This window comes from Bacteroides luhongzhouii, from assembly GCF_009193295.2.
Lineage (GTDB): Bacteria > Bacteroidota > Bacteroidia > Bacteroidales > Bacteroidaceae > Bacteroides > Bacteroides luhongzhouii.
The window spans coordinates 1,270,765-1,288,342 of the sequence record NZ_CP059973.1 but is presented as its reverse complement, the minus strand read 5'-3'; the positions used below and the strand labels follow the sequence as shown (position 1 = coordinate 1,288,342).

The 17,578-nt window shown below is 43.3% G+C and carries 13 protein-coding genes and 3 pseudogenes; 7 read left to right on the top strand and 9 right to left on the bottom strand.

Annotated features, from left to right (window positions below):
• Window positions 1-143: 143 nt before the first annotated feature.
• Both GD631_RS04680 and GD631_RS04675 read right to left on the bottom strand, forming a co-directional pair.
• A complete protein-coding gene (locus GD631_RS04680) occupies window positions 144-1,157 on the bottom strand; it encodes a DUF4373 domain-containing protein (protein WP_143256586.1) in 1,014 nt (337 codons plus the stop codon).
• Between the two features lie 143 nt (window positions 1,158-1,300).
• Entirely contained in the window at window positions 1,301-1,642 is a 342-nt protein-coding gene (locus tag GD631_RS04675) for a hypothetical protein (protein ID WP_223225811.1), read from the bottom strand.
• 395 nt (window positions 1,643-2,037) lie between these two features.
• On the opposite strand from GD631_RS04675, the gene GD631_RS04670 reads away from it, so the two are divergent.
• On the top strand, window positions 2,038-2,751 hold the full coding sequence (locus GD631_RS04670; protein ID WP_185911576.1) for a LexA family transcriptional regulator: 714 nt from the start codon (window positions 2,038-2,040) through the stop codon (window positions 2,749-2,751).
• Window positions 2,752-2,934: 183 nt separating this feature from the next.
• On the opposite strand, the gene miaB is transcribed toward GD631_RS04670, so the two are convergent.
• Window positions 2,935-4,308 (bottom strand): tRNA (N6-isopentenyl adenosine(37)-C2)-methylthiotransferase MiaB, encoded by a 1,374-nt coding sequence (gene miaB / locus GD631_RS04665; RefSeq protein ID WP_143258783.1) that lies wholly within the window; start codon window positions 4,306-4,308, stop codon window positions 2,935-2,937.
• A gap of 336 nt (window positions 4,309-4,644) precedes the next feature.
• On the opposite strand from miaB, the gene GD631_RS04660 reads away from it, so the two are divergent.
• A complete protein-coding gene (locus GD631_RS04660) occupies window positions 4,645-5,106 on the top strand; it encodes a ferrichrome ABC transporter substrate-binding protein (RefSeq protein ID WP_143258784.1) in 462 nt (153 codons plus the stop codon).
• A gap of 170 nt (window positions 5,107-5,276) precedes the next feature.
• The gene (locus tag GD631_RS04655; RefSeq protein ID WP_143258785.1) at window positions 5,277-6,776 is read left to right on the top strand and encodes a butyryl-CoA:acetate CoA transferase; all 1,500 of its coding nucleotides are present in this window, start codon (window positions 5,277-5,279) and stop codon (window positions 6,774-6,776) included.
• Between the two features lie 315 nt (window positions 6,777-7,091).
• On the opposite strand, the gene dacB is transcribed toward GD631_RS04655, so the two are convergent.
• The 4 genes from dacB to GD631_RS04635 form a co-directional block, all read right to left on the bottom strand.
• Window positions 7,092-8,498: a D-alanyl-D-alanine carboxypeptidase/D-alanyl-D-alanine endopeptidase gene (gene dacB / locus GD631_RS04650; RefSeq protein WP_143258786.1), complete on the bottom strand. Its 1,407-nt coding sequence runs from the start codon at window positions 8,496-8,498 to the stop codon at window positions 7,092-7,094.
• Window positions 8,499-8,544: 46 nt separating this feature from the next.
• A complete protein-coding gene (locus tag GD631_RS04645) occupies window positions 8,545-9,747 on the bottom strand; it encodes a TlpA family protein disulfide reductase (RefSeq protein ID WP_143258953.1) in 1,203 nt (400 codons plus the stop codon).
• A 64-nt stretch (window positions 9,748-9,811) separates the two neighbouring features.
• Window positions 9,812-11,155: a dihydrolipoyl dehydrogenase gene (gene lpdA / locus GD631_RS04640; protein ID WP_143258787.1), complete on the bottom strand. Its 1,344-nt coding sequence runs from the start codon at window positions 11,153-11,155 to the stop codon at window positions 9,812-9,814.
• A 48-nt stretch (window positions 11,156-11,203) separates the two neighbouring features.
• A complete protein-coding gene (locus GD631_RS04635; protein ID WP_008023691.1) occupies window positions 11,204-11,656 on the bottom strand; it encodes a PH domain-containing protein in 453 nt (150 codons plus the stop codon).
• A gap of 106 nt (window positions 11,657-11,762) precedes the next feature.
• Here GD631_RS04635 and nadB point away from each other — a divergent pair, with 106 nt between their 5' ends.
• The 3 genes and pseudogenes from nadB to GD631_RS22110 form a co-directional block, all read left to right on the top strand.
• A complete protein-coding gene (gene nadB / locus GD631_RS04630; RefSeq protein ID WP_143258788.1) occupies window positions 11,763-13,334 on the top strand; it encodes an L-aspartate oxidase in 1,572 nt (523 codons plus the stop codon).
• Between the two features lie 363 nt (window positions 13,335-13,697).
• A pseudogene (locus GD631_RS04625) lies at window positions 13,698-14,369 on the top strand (glycoside hydrolase family 130 protein); the annotation flags it as partial.
• Window positions 14,369-14,622 (top strand): annotated as a pseudogene (locus GD631_RS22110) (hypothetical protein); the annotation flags it as partial. The pseudogenes GD631_RS04625 and GD631_RS22110, both read left to right, overlap by 1 nt.
• Before the next feature lie 192 nt (window positions 14,623-14,814).
• Here the strand turns inward: GD631_RS22110 and GD631_RS04620 are convergent.
• Window positions 14,815-16,563, bottom strand: coding sequence for a hypothetical protein (locus GD631_RS04620; RefSeq protein ID WP_143258789.1), 1,749 nt, complete (start codon window positions 16,561-16,563; stop codon window positions 14,815-14,817).
• A gap of 45 nt (window positions 16,564-16,608) precedes the next feature.
• On the opposite strand from GD631_RS04620, the pseudogene GD631_RS04615 reads away from it, so the two are divergent.
• A pseudogene (locus tag GD631_RS04615) lies at window positions 16,609-16,980 on the top strand (helix-turn-helix domain-containing protein); the annotation flags it as partial.
• A 115-nt stretch (window positions 16,981-17,095) separates the two neighbouring features.
• Here GD631_RS04615 and GD631_RS04610 read toward each other — a convergent pair.
• A complete protein-coding gene (locus tag GD631_RS04610; protein ID WP_143258790.1) occupies window positions 17,096-17,494 on the bottom strand; it encodes a bactofilin family protein in 399 nt (132 codons plus the stop codon).
• Between the last annotated feature and the right edge of the window lie 84 nt (window positions 17,495-17,578).

The following is a 17,578-nucleotide window of genomic DNA, read 5'->3' as shown; positions in this document are numbered from 1 at the left end:
CAGTTTTGTGTTAATTAATCGAGTTCAGTTTTGTCTATAAGCTTATCAGCAAAACAAAAATACAGTGTTCGTGCTTAAATCTCTGCAAGCGATTTTCAAATTGTGTCTTAACTAAATTCTTAACCGCCATGACCGGTCGGATGTCAACTGCCGGCATCAGCGTACACAACGGGCTCCTGTTTCTTATTCACAACGCTCAAAAGATAGCGTCCCGGAAGTTTAATCTTTCCGCCGCTGCCGCGTAGCGTGGCAATCCCTTTCCATATAGTGCCGCCAATAGCGCCGAAGTTACTTTTACGGATAATGGCATACTGCTCGGAGGGAGGGATATCATAAAGCCGAAGGTTATCAAGCAAACCTGCGTAATTGCGTGACGTGCCGTCAGAAGGAGGGCAAAGCCGGTCGATGGATTCCCGCGTCCATTCCTTCCGGCCACCGGAAACGGCAGTATCTTTCCCACAGGAATTTACAGAAGAAATCTCCTCCTGTTCAATCGCCACTTCCACCTCCTCCCCTGTTTTTTGCAGGGGAGGATTGAGGAGGGGATATTCTTTTATTTGCTGTGCTGCGCTATGCTTTGCTATGCTATCCTGTGCTATGCTATGTGTACCAGACGTAACATTTTCGGGGATAAATGTTACATTATTACCTGCCGGATTGCTTTCAACGCAGGCCGTTTGCGGAGAACAAGTCGGCAATTTCGCAGGCGCATCCGGCTTTGTTTCATCCGGTTTCTTCCCATCCGGCTTATGTTCAGCAAACTCTTCACCCGCCAGCAGGCAATAGGCAGCGTTCAGGTGGGAGACATTCCGCCGCCGGGTACTGAAAAGATACTGCCGTTGTATCTCGGCGGAAGTCAGAATGCTGCAGCGGTCGAACAAACCGGCATCGAACAGCCCGTATTCCACCGCAAGACGGACGACACGTTCCACGTCAGCGGAACTGTTTTCATAAAGGCCGGCCGAAAGGTCTTCGTAAAACAAACGGTCGGCGCACACGTAATAGCCCTCACCCGCATAGATATACGAAAGCACTTCCACCAGGATGCTAAGGACAGCGTCGCCTTCGCGTTTCATCAGTCGGCGGACGGCGCGATCATGGATAAAATCGGTATTCAAGGGAAAATAGTCCAGTCCCTTTTTCTTTATTCTTGCCATTATTTTTTCTGTTTTTTTTAAATGTTTATACAGAATAGGAAACGGAATATCGGCAGGGCAATATCCGGCTTCCCGTTCAAATTCTACAGACACATTCCCGGTATCTGATTTTGATATCAAAATTGATTTGGTTTGTACTGGTCCTACAACAAAGATTCCTCTTCAAGCATTCTTCTCTTTTTACGCTCCAGAAGAGAACGTACCACCTGAAGGGCGTGCAAAATCAGCTGCATCCGTGTTTCACGGTCTTCAATCTGTGTAATGACGGGGTAAGACGGCCGCTCGGATAATGCGGACAGAGAACGTTTGCCGTTGCAATATTGCCTGCGGCTTATGGACTTACGACATTCTTTGCAGTATTTATCCGGGCAAAAAGTTGTTTTGTTCACATAGAAAGAGTCCGGAGAAAGTTCGCGTTTACAATTCGCACAGATGCTCGTAGCCGAGGCGGGGAGTCGTGTTGATAAAGAGTTTAACGGTTTCATTATGCTTACTTGTTTTTAAATTTAAAGAATAAAAATGACGTGTTTGCTGGAGATATATATACAGCGTGGTGGATATATATGTTCACCGTAGTGGGGATATATATACACCACGGTAGATATATATACTCACCAAACGGAACGGTCAGATCAATTCCAATGGCGGTGAATGATCTTTTTCACAACCTTTCGTTAACTTTTCCTTGTTTTTCATGGTTATCCTGTTTTTAATTTATAATTTTGAAACGTTTTAATCATCCGGACACCACAAAGATAAAACAGTTTTCACTTATAAAACAAATAGTTTTAGAAATTAATTCTCAAAAAGATGATAACGAATTGCCAATGAGCAATTAACGAGTTTATGAATTTTTACATCAAAATTAAACGATCATAGAATGGATACATTTTTGGATGTTACAGGAATAGTGAAGCGTGCCAAACAGGTGCTAAACTTCAAGAACGACAGCGAACTAGCTGAATATTTAGGCGTCTCACGCGCCACAGTATCCAATTGGGGGGCACGAAACAGCATCGATTTCCGCTTGTTGCTCGACAAATTGGGGGACAAGGTAGACTACAACTGGCTATTATTGGGAAAAGGAAATCCGAAACATCAGCCGAGATATTGCGAAAGCGAACTGGTGCAGGGAGAAGTCGAGATTATACACAATCCGAAAACACCCGAACCGATAGACGACCGCAGCGTGACATTATACGATATTACGGCAGCTGCGAACCTGAAAACATTGTTCACCAACAAAAAGCAGTATGCACTGGGGAAGATATTGATTCCGAATATATCCGTCTGCGACGGGGCGGTCTACGTCAACGGAGACAGCATGTACCCTATATTGAAATCGGGAGACATTATCGGATACAAGGAAATCAGCAGTTTCGACAATGTCATTTATGGAGAAATATACCTGGTATCGTTTATGATTGACGGAGACGAGTATCTGGCAGTAAAGTACGTAAACCGGTCGGACAAGGAAGGTCATCTCAAACTGGTGAGTTACAACACACACCACGAACCGATGGATATTCCATTCGCGTCCATCAACGCAATGGCGATTGTGAAGTTCTCCATCAGAAGACACATGATGATGTAAGTTTCACCACAGAGGACACGGAGGACACAGAAGAACACTGATTTTTTATATTAATCCTCAAAGCCTCCACAGGATGTGTTGTATAAGCGCAGTTGCCACATACCGTACAGGCAGTCACAACTACAAGACAGCCACGACTATGAGAATAAGACCTCTGTGTCCTCTGCGTCCTCTGTGGTGAAATCAGAGTTCTTCCCCTTTCAGCGTAGCCGAACTGGCCTCCGTGATACGCACATTGACGAAATCACCGACACGATGCGTACCCCTGTCGAACACCACCACACGGTTTTGTTCCGTCCGGCCGAACAGCTGATCGCGCGAACGCTTGGAAACACCTTCCACAAGCACTTCATACGTCTTTCCGATACAACGCTGGTTGGATTCGGCAGACAGACGGTTCTGTAAAGCGATAATCTCATTCAAGCGGCGGATTTTCACCTCTTCAGGCACATTATCTTCGAGATGTTTGGAAGCATACGTTCCCGGACGCTCGGAATATTTAAACATGAAAGCAGCATCGTACCCGCACGCCTCCATCAGCGAAAGCGACATAGCATGATCTTCTTCCGTTTCAGAATGAAAACCGGAGAAAATATCGGTAGTCAGTCCGCAATCGGGGATGATGCGTTTGATAGCTGCCACCCGGTCCAGATACCATTCACGGGTATACTTACGGTTCATCAGTTTCAGGATGCGGGAACTACCGCTCTGCACAGGCAGGTGAATATGTTTACATACATTCGGCACTTGCGCAATCACCTCCAACGTTTCGTCACTCATATCCTTCGGATGGGAAGTCGTGAAACGAATACGTACCCCCGGAGCGGCTTCGGCCACTGTTCGGAGCAACATCGGGAAGGTAACCACTTCTCCTGTCGGTCTCTCAAAACGGTATGAGTTGACATTTTGTCCTAACAGGGTAACTTCTTTATAACCTTTTGCCACCAGATCCGCCACTTCATTGAGAATGCTTTCCACGTCACGGCTACGCTCACGTCCGCGAGTATAGGGAACGATGCAATAAGTGCAGAAATTGTTACAACCACGCATGATGGACACAAAACCGGAAATATGATTGCCACAGATACGCGACGGAATCACATCCCGATAAGTTTCGGTAGTAGAAAGCTCCACATTGATTGCTTTCTCGCCGGTTTCAACGGCAGCAATCAGGTCGGGCAACGTCAGGTAAGCATCCGGACCGACTACCAGGTCGACATGATGATTCGTTATCAGATCATCCTTTACCCGTTCGGCCATACAACCCAGTACACCCACAATCAGGCGCTTTTTCTTTTTCTTCAGCGAGTGGAAAAACTCCAGGCGGTTCAGGATCTTCTGCTCCGCATTGTCGCGGATAGAACAAGTGTTCATAAACACAGCGTCAGCCTCTTCCAGCGTTTCAGCTACGGAATACCCCGCCATTTGCATCACCGATGCAATCACCTCACTGTCGGCTACGTTCATCTGGCAGCCGTATGTTTCGATAAACAACTTTTTGTTGTCATCAGTCATTTCAGTTGCGGATTTAAAGTCCGCTCCCGTTAATTCGTTCATACTCAAATCTTAGTTTAAAAATTCGGATGCAAAGATACGGCTTCACTTTCAATAAGTAGTTAATTGACACAGAAATAACGCAAAAATTGATGATTTGGCAAGCAAATTTGTAATTTATGTTAAGAGGATAAACATTTTCCACCCATATACTTGGCAAATTTAAATTTATTTTTCACATTTGTGCAATGAAAGAAACATTAGATTTTTTCATAGTTAAGGTTTAGGTTAAAAAAATTAAGGGGAGCTGTGAAGCTGCCCTTTTTTCATGTCCAAATGTTAGTTCAAACCAGATAAAATGCCTACCTTTGGCGGATAACTATTTAGATGTGAAGCACAATGGAAGATTTTTTGAAATTTCTCTTGATAGCAGGCGTCATTCTTGTGGGAATATTCAAAGAGGTGAATAAAAACAGTAAGGCGAAAAAGGCTAAAGCCAAACACCCCGTTCCCCCAATGCCATCTCCGGTTGAAGTAAGCCCTGATGCCGTTCCCATACCCGAAGCTTGGGGCAGGCCCAAATCCCTGGACGAACTGCTCCGGCCGATTCCCCGCGAACAACCGGTCCCTAAACAGTCTTCCAAACAGCAAACTTCGAAGCAGAAAAAGAAAAAAGAAGAAGTATCCGTAGCTGCATCCCTTGCCAACAGTGTCGCACAGGATGAGCAAAACAGCCGGCAAGGTGCTCACTACAACACTCCTCCCGATTCACCCGACAATAAAGAAGATTTTACGATTCATTCGGCAGAAGAAGCACGCCGGGCCATTATCTGGGGAGAAATACTTCAACGGAAATACTGAGGAAAACTATAAAGACATATCAGACACAGATTATGCTGTCGTTTTATGCAATCCAACTTTTCCGGAGCCGTGAAATCCGTGTAATCCGCGCCTGAAATCTTATCCGAAAAGCGAATAGAATTATTAACTTATTAAATATCAACTGTATTTTAACACGAAATTTACTATTTATGTCACTCAATCGTATTTCGGCAGCAGAAGCTGCAAGCCTGATCAAACATGGCTACAACATCGGCCTAAGCGGATTTACTCCCGCCGGAACGGCCAAGGCTGTAACAGCCGAACTCGCAAAAATTGCTGAAGCAGAACATGCGAAAGGAAACCCGTTTCAAGTAGGAATTTTCACAGGAGCATCGACAGGAGAGTCCTGCGACGGTGTACTGTCACGTGCCAAAGCGATCCGCTACCGCGCCCCTTATACTACCAACGCTGATTTCCGCAAAGCCGTGAACAACGGAGAGATTGCCTACAACGACATACACCTCTCACAAATGGCACAGGAAGTGCGCTACGGATTCATGGGCAAAGTAAACGTGGCCATCATCGAAGCCTGCGAAGTGACTCCCGACGGAAAGATTTATCTGACTGCCGCCGGTGGTATTTCCCCGACGATCTGCCGTCTGGCCGACCAGATTATCGTGGAGTTGAACAGCGCACACAGCAAATCCGGCATGGGTATGCACGACGTATACGAACCGCTCGACCCGCCTTACCGCCGCGAGATTCCTATCTATAAACCGAGTGACCGCATCGGACTGCCTTACGTTCAGGTAGACCCGAAAAAGATTATAGGCGTAGTGGAAACCAACTGGCCGGATGAAGCGCGTTCTTTCGCTGCTGCCGATCCGTTGACCGACAAAATCGGACAGAATGTTGCCGACTTCCTTGCTGCCGACATGAAACGTGGTATCATCCCGTCTAGTTTCTTGCCTTTGCAATCGGGTGTAGGAAACATCGCCAACGCCGTGCTTGGTGCATTGGGACGTGATAAAACGATTCCTCCATTCGAAATGTACACAGAGGTAATCCAGAACTCTGTGATCGGATTGATTCGCGAAGGACGTATCAAATTCGGTAGTGCCTGCTCACTGACTGTAACAAACGACTGTCTGGAAGGTATCTACAACGATATGGATTTCTTCCGCGACAAGCTGGTTCTCCGCCCGTCGGAAATTTCAAACAGCCCGGAAATAGTACGCCGTCTCGGGGTCATTTCTATCAATACAGCCATCGAAGTCGACCTGTACGGCAATGTAAACTCTACCCATATCGGCGGAACAAAAATGATGAACGGTATCGGCGGTTCGGGAGACTTTACCCGCAACGCTTACATCTCTATCTTCACTTGTCCGTCTGTGGCCAAAGAAGGGAAGATCAGTGCCATCGTACCGATGGTATCCCACCACGACCACACGGAGCACGATGTCAACATCGTTATCACCGAGCAAGGTGTTGCCGATCTTCGTGGCAAGAGTCCGAAAGAACGTGCACAAGCCATCATCGAAAACTGTGCTCATCCTGACTACAAAGAGCTTCTTTGGGATTACCTCAAACTGGCCGGCAACCGGGCACAAACTCCACACGCTATTCAGGCTGCACTTGGTATGCACGCAGAGTTGGCTAAAAGTGGCGATATGAAGAATATAAATTGGGCTGAATACACCAAGTAAATAGAATATAGGATTTACAATATTCGATTCTAAACAAGTATAATTGTATTCTCTGGTAAACAAAATCCAATGATTTTTGTTTACCAGAGAATACAATTATATCTTTGTAGAAAAATCAATTAGTTATAGAAGAATCAATAAACCCTCCATAAAGAGCAGACACTTAGCCTTCGACAACATAGAAATCGGATTCAACAACGAGATTCCACTTTGGTTGTTTTTTTGGGGGTCAAAACACTTTTCTTTAGAAAAGTACTTCTGCCACACATAGCTGTAGCAGGGGTAAGTCTTTCAATCTGGGTATTATGACACCATCTATTTCCCGATAATCACCTCACACACCTTATCCTGAAACAACCTTGCCTTAGCGGCCGAAAGCACATTCTGGTTCATAATGGCAAATGCCACTTCATGCCCGTTCTTCATCTTCAGATAGCCCGCAAGCGCATTTATTGCCGTAAACGAACCTGTTTTGGCATGAACATTCCGGAAGGCAGAAGTACCTTTCATCCGGAATTTCAATGTTCCGTCCACTCCGCCAACGGGAAGAGATTTATATAACATCTGAAACACCTCTGTTTGCGAGTACGCATATTTCAGAAAATCGACCAGCAGGGCAGGAGAGAGGTAATTATAATTAGACAGTCCGCAACCGTCGGCAATCTTATAGTCTTTCGGATCATGCCCCAGGCGGCGGATTAGCTTCATTATTTCGACAATGCCATCTTCGGCAGCTACTTGCTTCTTTCCCGTAGCCTGCGCTCCCAGGCGACAGAGAAATGCTTCCGCATTGAGGTTATCACTCTCTTTCATCAGTTGGTTCAGCACTTTCTGCACGGAAGTGTTCCAGCAAGCCATACGCTCTACTCTCACACTGTCGCGAGGTAATTCGGCAAAGCCATACGACTGGGGAGTCGTGATTCCTTTCACACGAAGGCGTTCCAGGAAAGTGTGCATAAAGAAACGGGGAGAATCGTAGATGTTGACATCATCTTTTCGAATCGAAGTGACATTACCCGAAACAAGGAGATTGTTTCCATTCGTCAGCCAGTCTCTCGTGAAAGAGAATTTCCCGGCAGAAGGGGTGCGTGTTTTCGTCTGATTCGTTACTGTATAATAGGAAGATACAGGTTGGCAGGAAACACTTGCCGTATCTCCCTGCACCGTAGAAGGAACGACAGAAACCTGCACAGTCCCCTTGCAAAACATCAATGGAGACAAATAAGGCTGATAGCCCGCAGGAGTATCGTCCCATGCCCATCCGCTGCCCCAATAAAGGGAGTCTTTCATTGAAACGTCCCCATAGACCTGCCCGTTAATAACCGAAAAAGGGAAAGTGATTACCTCTTCTATCAATGAATCCATCGACTGGCTGTCAAATTCCGGATCGAATCCGCCTACCACATACAGGTTGCCTTGCAAGGTATCATGCTCTATCACGCCATCGTGCCATACTCCCGTGCGGAAAGGCTCGTTGGCTTCGGGGCGGGAAAGTGCGGTAATAGCCGTCAACAGCTTCATGGTAGAGGCAGGACGGGAAAGTTTCTCCGCACGATAGTTATAAAGTGATTTCTTAGCCGTCAGATCGTAGACGGATATGCCGACCTCGGATGCTTCGGGGAGCATCTTCTTGATAAGCGAATCTATCCGGGAGAAATTCTGTTGCCCCCAAAGTGGCAACAAACAAACTGAAAAGGCGACCAACAAAAGACTTTTTTTCATACAATACAGTTTATGACATCAACAAATGACAGTATCTTACCTCTATCTATTTCAAGTTTTTCTCTACCTGTCCAAGAAGCGAACCGGAGCCATAGCCGGACCATACATCCTGGATTTTTCCATCAGGGGCAATCAATACATAATGAGGGATTCCCCGTACCTGATAGTTTAGGGCAAGACCGGTGCGTCCTTTACGAAGTTCGTTCCACTGATTACCACCCATTCCTTTCGTCTTGATATACTCTTTCCAACGTGCTTTCGGATCCTCACTAATACTAATCACAGTCATTTTATCCTTATACAGATCCATCACCTTCTCCATTTCGGGTATCGACTCCACGCAAGGGGCACAACCGCTACTCCAGAAATCAAGTAAGATGAATTTTCCTTTGAATTCGGAAATATGATGGAGAGAATCATTCACATCATATAGGTCTCCATCCACCATCATATCTCCAACTCCTACGGTAGTGGGAGGATAAACATAGGCTGTAATCTCCTGTCCGTCATCTGTTTGTTTATCGGCTTCGGACATTCGGGCATAGAGTTTTTTCACCTCTTCTTTATAAGGCATGATGGTTTTATATTTCATCATGGAAGCAAAAAACAATAATCTGTCCATCCACACTGGGGAGACGGGCGCTTCTTCCATGTATTCCATTTCCTTTTTCCAGATTTCCTGCTGCAACGGCATTGACAGTTTCCGGATAGAATCTATTTTGGCCCAGGCCTGACTTTCAAACTCCCGGTCGCCCGGATGGTCTATGAACATCATCCGTTGCCAGTCATATTCCGCTGCCATGTATTGCATCAGTTCTTTCTGTTGAGCCATCGCGCAAGCCGTAAAGCGGTTTTCTTCCTGCTGTTCCGGCACATCGCTTACTACTTCCCATGTTTTCACTAGTTTGTCCTGCCCCTTGATTTCAATGTATTCTCCCGGTGCGATCCACACTTCCAGCCATGTACCCGGGAAGCCCCTGTTGTCAGACATTATCAGCATTTTCCGTGTGGTAGAAACCGTGTCGCGAAAAGAGAACTGTCCATTCATAAGCGTATCTCTCAAGACACAGTTGAGAATATTTCCGTCCTCCTCATACAGGCCGATCACAATGCTGTCGGAAAGATTGGCCAATTCGCCCTGAATCAAATATTCATTGGTGGCAACTGACGCTTTACGATTAAATGTACAATGACACATCACCATACAAACTATTGCCAATAAGGCCGGAGTGATTATATATTTTCTCATCATATATTTGATTTTATCAGTAAGATACCCGCATCAATGAACGATCGCAGATATCGGAATCCGTTTATAACGCTTCCCGGAAAATCTCTCCTACCGTAGGATGCGGGAAAACAATCTTTTTCCATTGCGCTGCCGTCAGTCCGAGTTCAATGGCAGTGCCCGCAAGAGTGATGATCTCCGAAGCCGGATTGCCCAATACATGGGCTCCAATCACCCGTTCCTGTTCATCCAGCAATACTTTACAGACTCCGTTCACGCCTTCATTCTCTGCCACAAAACGGCCGGAATAAGCCATCGGAAGTTTGATCACCTGATAAGTGATACCTTTTGCCGACGCTGATTCCTCTGTTTCGCCCACTCCGGCAATCTCCGGATTGGTATAAACTACGCCCGGAATAGCCCGATAACTCATGGCATCTTCCTTTCCCAAGATGGAATGTACGGCAACTTCCGCTTCACGAACAGCCGTATGGGCGAGCAAAGAGAATCCTGTCAGGTCACCACAAACATACACGCCCGGCACAGAAGTCTGCATCTTTTCATTAACTCTGATAGCGCCACGCTCTGTCTTCTCCAGATTCAGGTTTTCGAGCCCGAAACCTTTCGTCACCGGGCGACGGCCGACACTCATCAACAGCTTCTCTGCAATGACACTGCCGTTTCCCTCCGCGTTCTCATAAGAAACAACAGCCCCTTCTTCCGTCTGCGACAAGCCGATCACTTTCGTACTAAGCAGGAATCTAATGCCCCGCTTCGCATACTCCGCACGCAGTAAAGCCGAAAGCTCTTTATCCATTCCTCCCAAGATTTCATCCATCATCTCAACCACCGTCACCTGTACTCCCAAACTATTGAAGAACGACGCAAACTCCATTCCGATCACTCCGCCACCAACAATAGCCAGAGAAGCCGGCAATTCTTTACTGTCTAAAGCATCCCTGTGCGTCCAGTAGCTCACCGCGTCCACTCCCGGAATAGGAGGGATAAAGGTTTCCGAACCCGTACATAATATCAGATTCTCTCCTTCATAAATTTCTTCCCCGCAGCGAACCGTATTTTTATCAATGATCTGCGCTTCTCCTGATACGATCGCAACATTGTTGGCAGTCAGCTTCGCTTTCACTCCCAGCACCAGTTTACGCACTACCTTATTCTTACGAGCTATTATTTTAGGCAAATCGAAAGAGACTTCCGGGATATTGACTGCATACTTTGATGCATGTTTTGCACTGTCATAAGTCTTTGCCGAATACAGCAATGTTTTCGTAGGAATACAGCCTTCATTCAGACAGACGCCACCCAGACTATTCTTTTCGATAAGCAATACGCTCAAACCGCCTTTACCGGCAGTTTCGGCAGCCGTATATCCCGCAGGACCGCCACCGATGATAATTACTTGATATTTCATAATATATAATCAGTTAATCTTTTCATTATTCATTATTATCAAAACATGCTACGATTCATCCGCTTGAGAGTCTACAGGGTCTATTGCCTCCGTGCCCTTTATTTTCTTTGCGAACATTCTCTTTTCGAGTAGTTCCGCAAATTCCTGTTCCTTGACAGGCATCACCGAAACAAACTTTCCTTTTCCGTATTCTATCAAGATATAATCCGTCACCGAGAAACGGCCGAATTTCATGGAATGGTATTTCCTGACCGCGGTAATTTCGGAAAGCGGAATGATCTTCTTACGAATAAAACGGCCGCGTGAAACTTCCAGATCACCGTTTGTTGTCAACGTATAAGTAGTGTGTATAATTTGTTCGATCACTACAATCAGCATCAACATAAACAGTACCGCCACTAAGATATATTTACACCACAATGCGCCGACGGCATTCACAGTAAGCACCACCAACAGGAAATATTGGTACCAGGCGATGCGGGCATGAAAAATTCGATTCATTTTGTCAGATTTTTGCCTGCAAGGTAGCAATTTTATGAATTAGTGACAACGAAAAGTACAACGAAGTAACTTATTTTGTAGCTTTGCGGTGAGAAATAACAAGATTATGGTAAGAAAATTCGATTTCCTCGTTATCGGTTCCGGAATTGCCGGTATGAGTTTTGCGCTGAAAGTGGCGCACAAAGGTAAAGTTGCTCTTATCTGTAAAAGTGGGCTGGAAGAAGCCAACACGTACTTCGCCCAGGGAGGTGTAGCCTCCGTCACCAACCTTCTGGTGGATAATTTCGACAAGCACATTGAAGACACAATGATTGCCGGCGACTGGATCAGCAACCGTGCCGCAGTAGAAAAGGTAGTGCGCGAAGCTCCCGCACAAATTGAAGAACTGATTAAGTGGGGAGTGGACTTTGACAAGAACGAGAAGGGCGAATTTGACTTGCACCGCGAAGGCGGACACTCGGAGTTCCGTATTCTTCACCATAAAGACAATACAGGAGCAGAAATTCAAGACAGCCTGATTAAAGCTGTACAACGCCATCCGAATATCACGGTCATCGAAAACCAGTTTGCCATTGAAATCCTGACACAGCATCACTTGGGAGTGACTGTAACCCGCCAGACACCGGACATCAAATGTTATGGTGCTTATATCCTCGATCCGAAAACGGGAAAAGTAGATACCTATCTTGCCAAAGTGACGCTGATGGCCACCGGTGGAGTAGGAGCCGTTTATAAAACAACCACTAACCCGCTAGTCGCTACCGGAGACGGTATCGCCATGGTTTACCGTGCCAAAGGTACGGTGAAGGATATGGAGTTTGTACAATTCCACCCTACTGCCCTGTATCATCCGGGAGATCGCCCTTCCTTCCTGATAACGGAAGCAATGCGTGGTTACGGAGGCGTACTGCGCACAATGGACGGCAAAGAATTCATGCAGAAATACGATCCCCGTCTTTCGCTCGCTCCCCGTGACATCGTGGCACGCGCCATCGACAACGAGATGAAGAACCGTGGAGACGACCATGTATATCTGGACGTCACCCACAAAGATCCCGAAGAAACAAAGAAACATTTCCCCAATATCTACGAGAAATGTCTTAGCCTGGGCATCGACATCACGAAAGATTATATCCCGGTAGCCCCGGCCGCCCATTATCTCTGCGGAGGTATCCTTGTCGACCTGGACGGACAATCTTCCATCGAACGTCTGTATGCCGTGGGAGAATGTTCCTGCACAGGATTGCATGGAGGCAACCGTCTGGCTTCCAACTCACTGATAGAAGCAGTCGTATATGCCGACGCTGCCGCCAAACACAGTCTGCAAGCAATCGATCAATATTCTTATAATGAAGATATTCCCGAATGGAATGACGAAGGAACCCGCTCTCCGGAAGAAATGGTACTCATTACGCAAAGCATGAAAGAAGTGAACCAGATTATGAGTACGTATGTAGGCATTGTCCGCAGCGACCTCCGGCTGAAACGTGCCTGGGACCGACTCGATATTATTTATGAAGAGACCGAAAGCCTGTTCAAACGTAGCGTAGCGTCCAGAGAAATCTGCGAATTGCGTAATATGGTAAATGTAGGTTATCTGATTATGCGTCAGGCAATGGAGCGTAAGGAAAGCCGCGGATTACATTATACGATAGATTATCCGCACGTGAAGAAATAGGATTTACAGTATTATTCTTATTAAAAAGAAAAACAAGAGGCTTTCTCAAATTATATTTTTGAGTTTGGCCTCTTATTTTTTTATCTTTATGTGTTTCTTTTTCACTCCTCAAAGAAACTATACTATACACTTATGAGAATATAATACACTTCAACATACCGCCTATTCATCTATAAACCAACTCTTTAACAACAATAGTATATAAATACGAATATCTCTGTCTCTTCTAAAATCATTCCCCAATATCATCCTCTTAAAAACATGTTCTTGAGCATGTGTACACCTCTTTGAGAATATAGTAAACACTTTCCTGTCTCTCATCTCATACTTTTGTTCACAGAAATAATCACTAATCGAAATATTATGGATATAGCTAAAAGATGTGAGCAGAACCCCCTACTGGCTCCAAAAGATTTAAAAGCGGGAATCAACGGAATGGAAATTACATGTTTGTTAAATCCCGGAGTTTTCAAATATCAAGGCAAAATTTGGTTACTTTTGCGCGTCGCAGAAAGACCTATTCAGAAAGAAGGAATTATCAGTTTTCCTATATATAATGAAAAAGGGAAAATAGAAGTGGTTTCGTTTTTAAAGAATGATCCCGATTTGGATGCTTCAGACCCACGTGTTATCGGTTACAAAGGAAAGAATTATCTGACCACGATGTCTTACTTACGACTGGTTTCAAGTACCGACGGTATTCACTTCAAAGATGAACCGGAATTTCCACCTATTTTCGGAAAAGGAGAGCTGGAAGCATTCGGCATTGAGGATTGCCGTGTTGCAACAACTGAAGATGGTTTTTACCTTACTTTCACAGAAGTATCGTCGGTAGCTGTAGGGGTTGGACTGATTCACACCAATGATTGGAAAAACTATACACGGCATGGGATGATATTCCCACCGCATAATAAAGATTGTGCATTATTCGAACAGAAGATAGGTGACAAGTATTTCGCTCTTCATCGCCCAAGCAGTCCCGAACTTGGCGGCAATTATATATGGTTGGCAGAATCGCCCGACCGCTTGCATTGGGACTATGTCAGGACTGGTGGTATGATTTATTATCCAATGCTTTATTTTATGGCGTATGCGATGTTTTCTTCGGTGTAGAAGGGGCAAAAATTATACAAAGAAGTATTGCTAAACAGTTAGCAGATTCCGTGCTGAATGGAAATTACGACTACCATTATTGTGATTATGCATAAATAAAAGGAATGGTAATAACATTTCATTGCAACAAGACGCTGCCGATGGTCACGTTTATGTATTATTGTGCGCTTATCATAACCTTCCAATAGCAAATTGCAGATTAATGTATTCATCATCAGAAACTTGCGTTTTTATTAAAACAAGAATGTTGCGCAATAAAGAAAGTTGACAATTTTCTTTATTACGCAACAATTTAGATTACAGTCCCGCAAAGAACATAGAATGTATATGGTGGATCAACGTAAATTGTCCATTACAGGGCACCAAATTAGAGATATTCTGGAAAAAAAGTTTTACTAGATATTATTTCTTCTCCTGTTGCCTTTACTCTAAATCGAACCTCAACATTTACTCCAATATTACCAAGCATAATTTTTTTATTATTATTTATTACTACATTGTAAAATGGAGTATTATTCGTGGAAGTGTATGTATATCGCGACATCTTATCATACATAGCATTATTATATTCAGAGTAATATTGGTAATTGTATGGATTCAAAGTATACAATTTATTTTTTCTATCATTTATATTCACAAAAAAAGTAGAGTATTTACCTTTAGTGTCTATACAAATTATCTTAGAAGAATCATTGTTTGGATTTTGTAAAATCATAGGACGTTTTTCATTTTTGTCAAGTTTATCCCAAGCAAAATATATTCCATTATACCCCCCAATAATGCGTTCATAATTATAATGTTCTTTAAATATCTTATCCCATTCTGTACCAATAAACCCAACTAGGTTATATCTTGTTTCTATATTTTCTATTTCGTTTATTATTGTTGGATTTATTACAACATCGTATTTGACATCAGAAGATATTTTATAAAATTCTCCAAGAATTTCATTGTAAGGGTCATTGCGTCCATATATAAAACACTGTTCAAAGTCATGAGTTATCTGTGGTGCATCTTTTAAATTCCAAACACCTAAATTTGTCGCATTAATACCTCTTAGAGGAGCTGCAAGTCCAGTAGCTTGAAATTTTATTGATCCAGTCATTTTAATTGACCCTGTTGTACTTAGTTCAATAGTTTGTATTTTAAGTTCATCCTTCTTCTTGGAACCAATGAAAGAACCAAATAAAGAATTGAGTCCTTTATTAATTAAAAATGTTACACCAAGTTCTACAAGCCCTGAAGTGCTTTTTAATATACTTGTTGAATCAAACATTTCTTCACTCATCCATTTGTTGGCAGCTTTACCTCCTGCAACACCTGGAATATTTTTTAATATACTTGTTGAACCAGAAATTTTTTCATTAATCCATTTATCGGCAGCTTTGCCTCCTGCTTTAGCGACTGAATTAACTAGCTCAGAAGCTTTATTAGAAGAGTGTTTTTCAATAATAGTTCCCTCTGTTACTTCATTGTAATTCCCTTCTAACATAATTTCCGAGATATTGGAAACCTCAGGGCTTACATCAATATAGCCCTTTGTGCCAAGTCCTACATATGTTAGTGGTACTTGAACAGCATTCCAACCTTGACTTATTCCTTTTGTCCTAGATAAGCTTAAAGGAGCTACTCCTATCTCAGAAGAATATATTTTTTCACTTATCGGAGTCGTGAAATATGTACCTTGTTTTAACCATCCAATATCCTCAAGGTCCCTAAAAAACCACATTGCACAATTTGTTGGCTGATTATTCGTATTATAATAGAACAGCTTGAGTATACCTGTATATTTATTATAAAAAATCAAATAGTCTGAACCTAAATCAGTATTATCAGTGCTCATAAAAGTCCAACCATTTTCTTTTTTTATGTCTTCATTCACTTCTGGGTACGTGTCGGAGGTAGAACTTCTAGCCCATGGCAATTTAACTGAATCTCCCCGAGTAAGGATAATATCAGTTTGATTTTCCCAATTGTTTTCAAAATTATTAGGATGCAAAGACCTGAGAATATTATTGATCTCAGTAATGGTCGATTGTTCTAAATTTATATTTTCATCCATGTCATTACAAGAAATGCAAATAAAAATTAGAACTAAGAGTAAAAGTTTGTTCATTTTACATAGTTTTTTGGTTAATAATATATGAATATATAAAATATTTTTAATACACAAAGATGTTTTGTGAAAATTAACAATGAAATAGCTTTAATCTCTAACTTCAATATTTTTATAATTGTTGTAGATTTCATCAAAAATAATATAGATGACGAGTCGATAAGCCCTTCTTCTATTGCCGAATTTGTAGGAGTGAGCAAAGCTACCTTGTATCGGAAGTTCAAAGAAATAATAGATAAAACTCCGAGTGAATTTGTACGAGGCATTAGACTGGAATATGCGGCCAAATTGTTAAGGACAACCAAATTGACCGTATCCGAGATCATGTTCAAATGTGGATTCTCTAATAAATCTTATTTCTATCGGGAATTTTTAAAGCAATACGGTGTATCTCCCAAGGATTACCGGAATCAATAGATAATACAAAAAAGGCAACTAGTTCGCAATGAAAGAGTTGCCATCTATTTTTTATTTTATGAATATCCCTAATGAGGCAGATCCGAGATGACCATACACAAATCCTGTTGGAACGTTATTCTGCAGCTTTGGTCTGTAGCTGTTGTTCCTCTATAGTATTGCAGGTTCCATTGAAACGTGCTTGTGGCTCTATTTCCAATTTGCAAGTATAAATATCACCATTCATCAGACAGCCTGCCTTCAGTGTCAGCAGATCCGTCACGTGTATATCCCCCTTCAATGTTCCTTGCAGTACGGCTGAAACGGAGGTTATATTTCCCGTCACTGTTCCTTGCGGACCAATCACCACCATCTTATGGCAAGTCACATCTCCTTCAATGGCTCCATCTACTCGCAAGCTTCCTTCTACTTCAATTATGCCCTTCAAAACTGTTCCTGTAGCTATGGTAGTTAGTTTTAAAGGTTCAGCTGTTGTAATAAAATCAGCTTCTTTGTTCTTCTTTGTTCCAAACATACTATCTGTGTGCTATATAAAGTTTCTATCATTTTCTTCCAGTAGATTTGGCAAAAATACGCAAAAAAGAAGAATTTACAAATA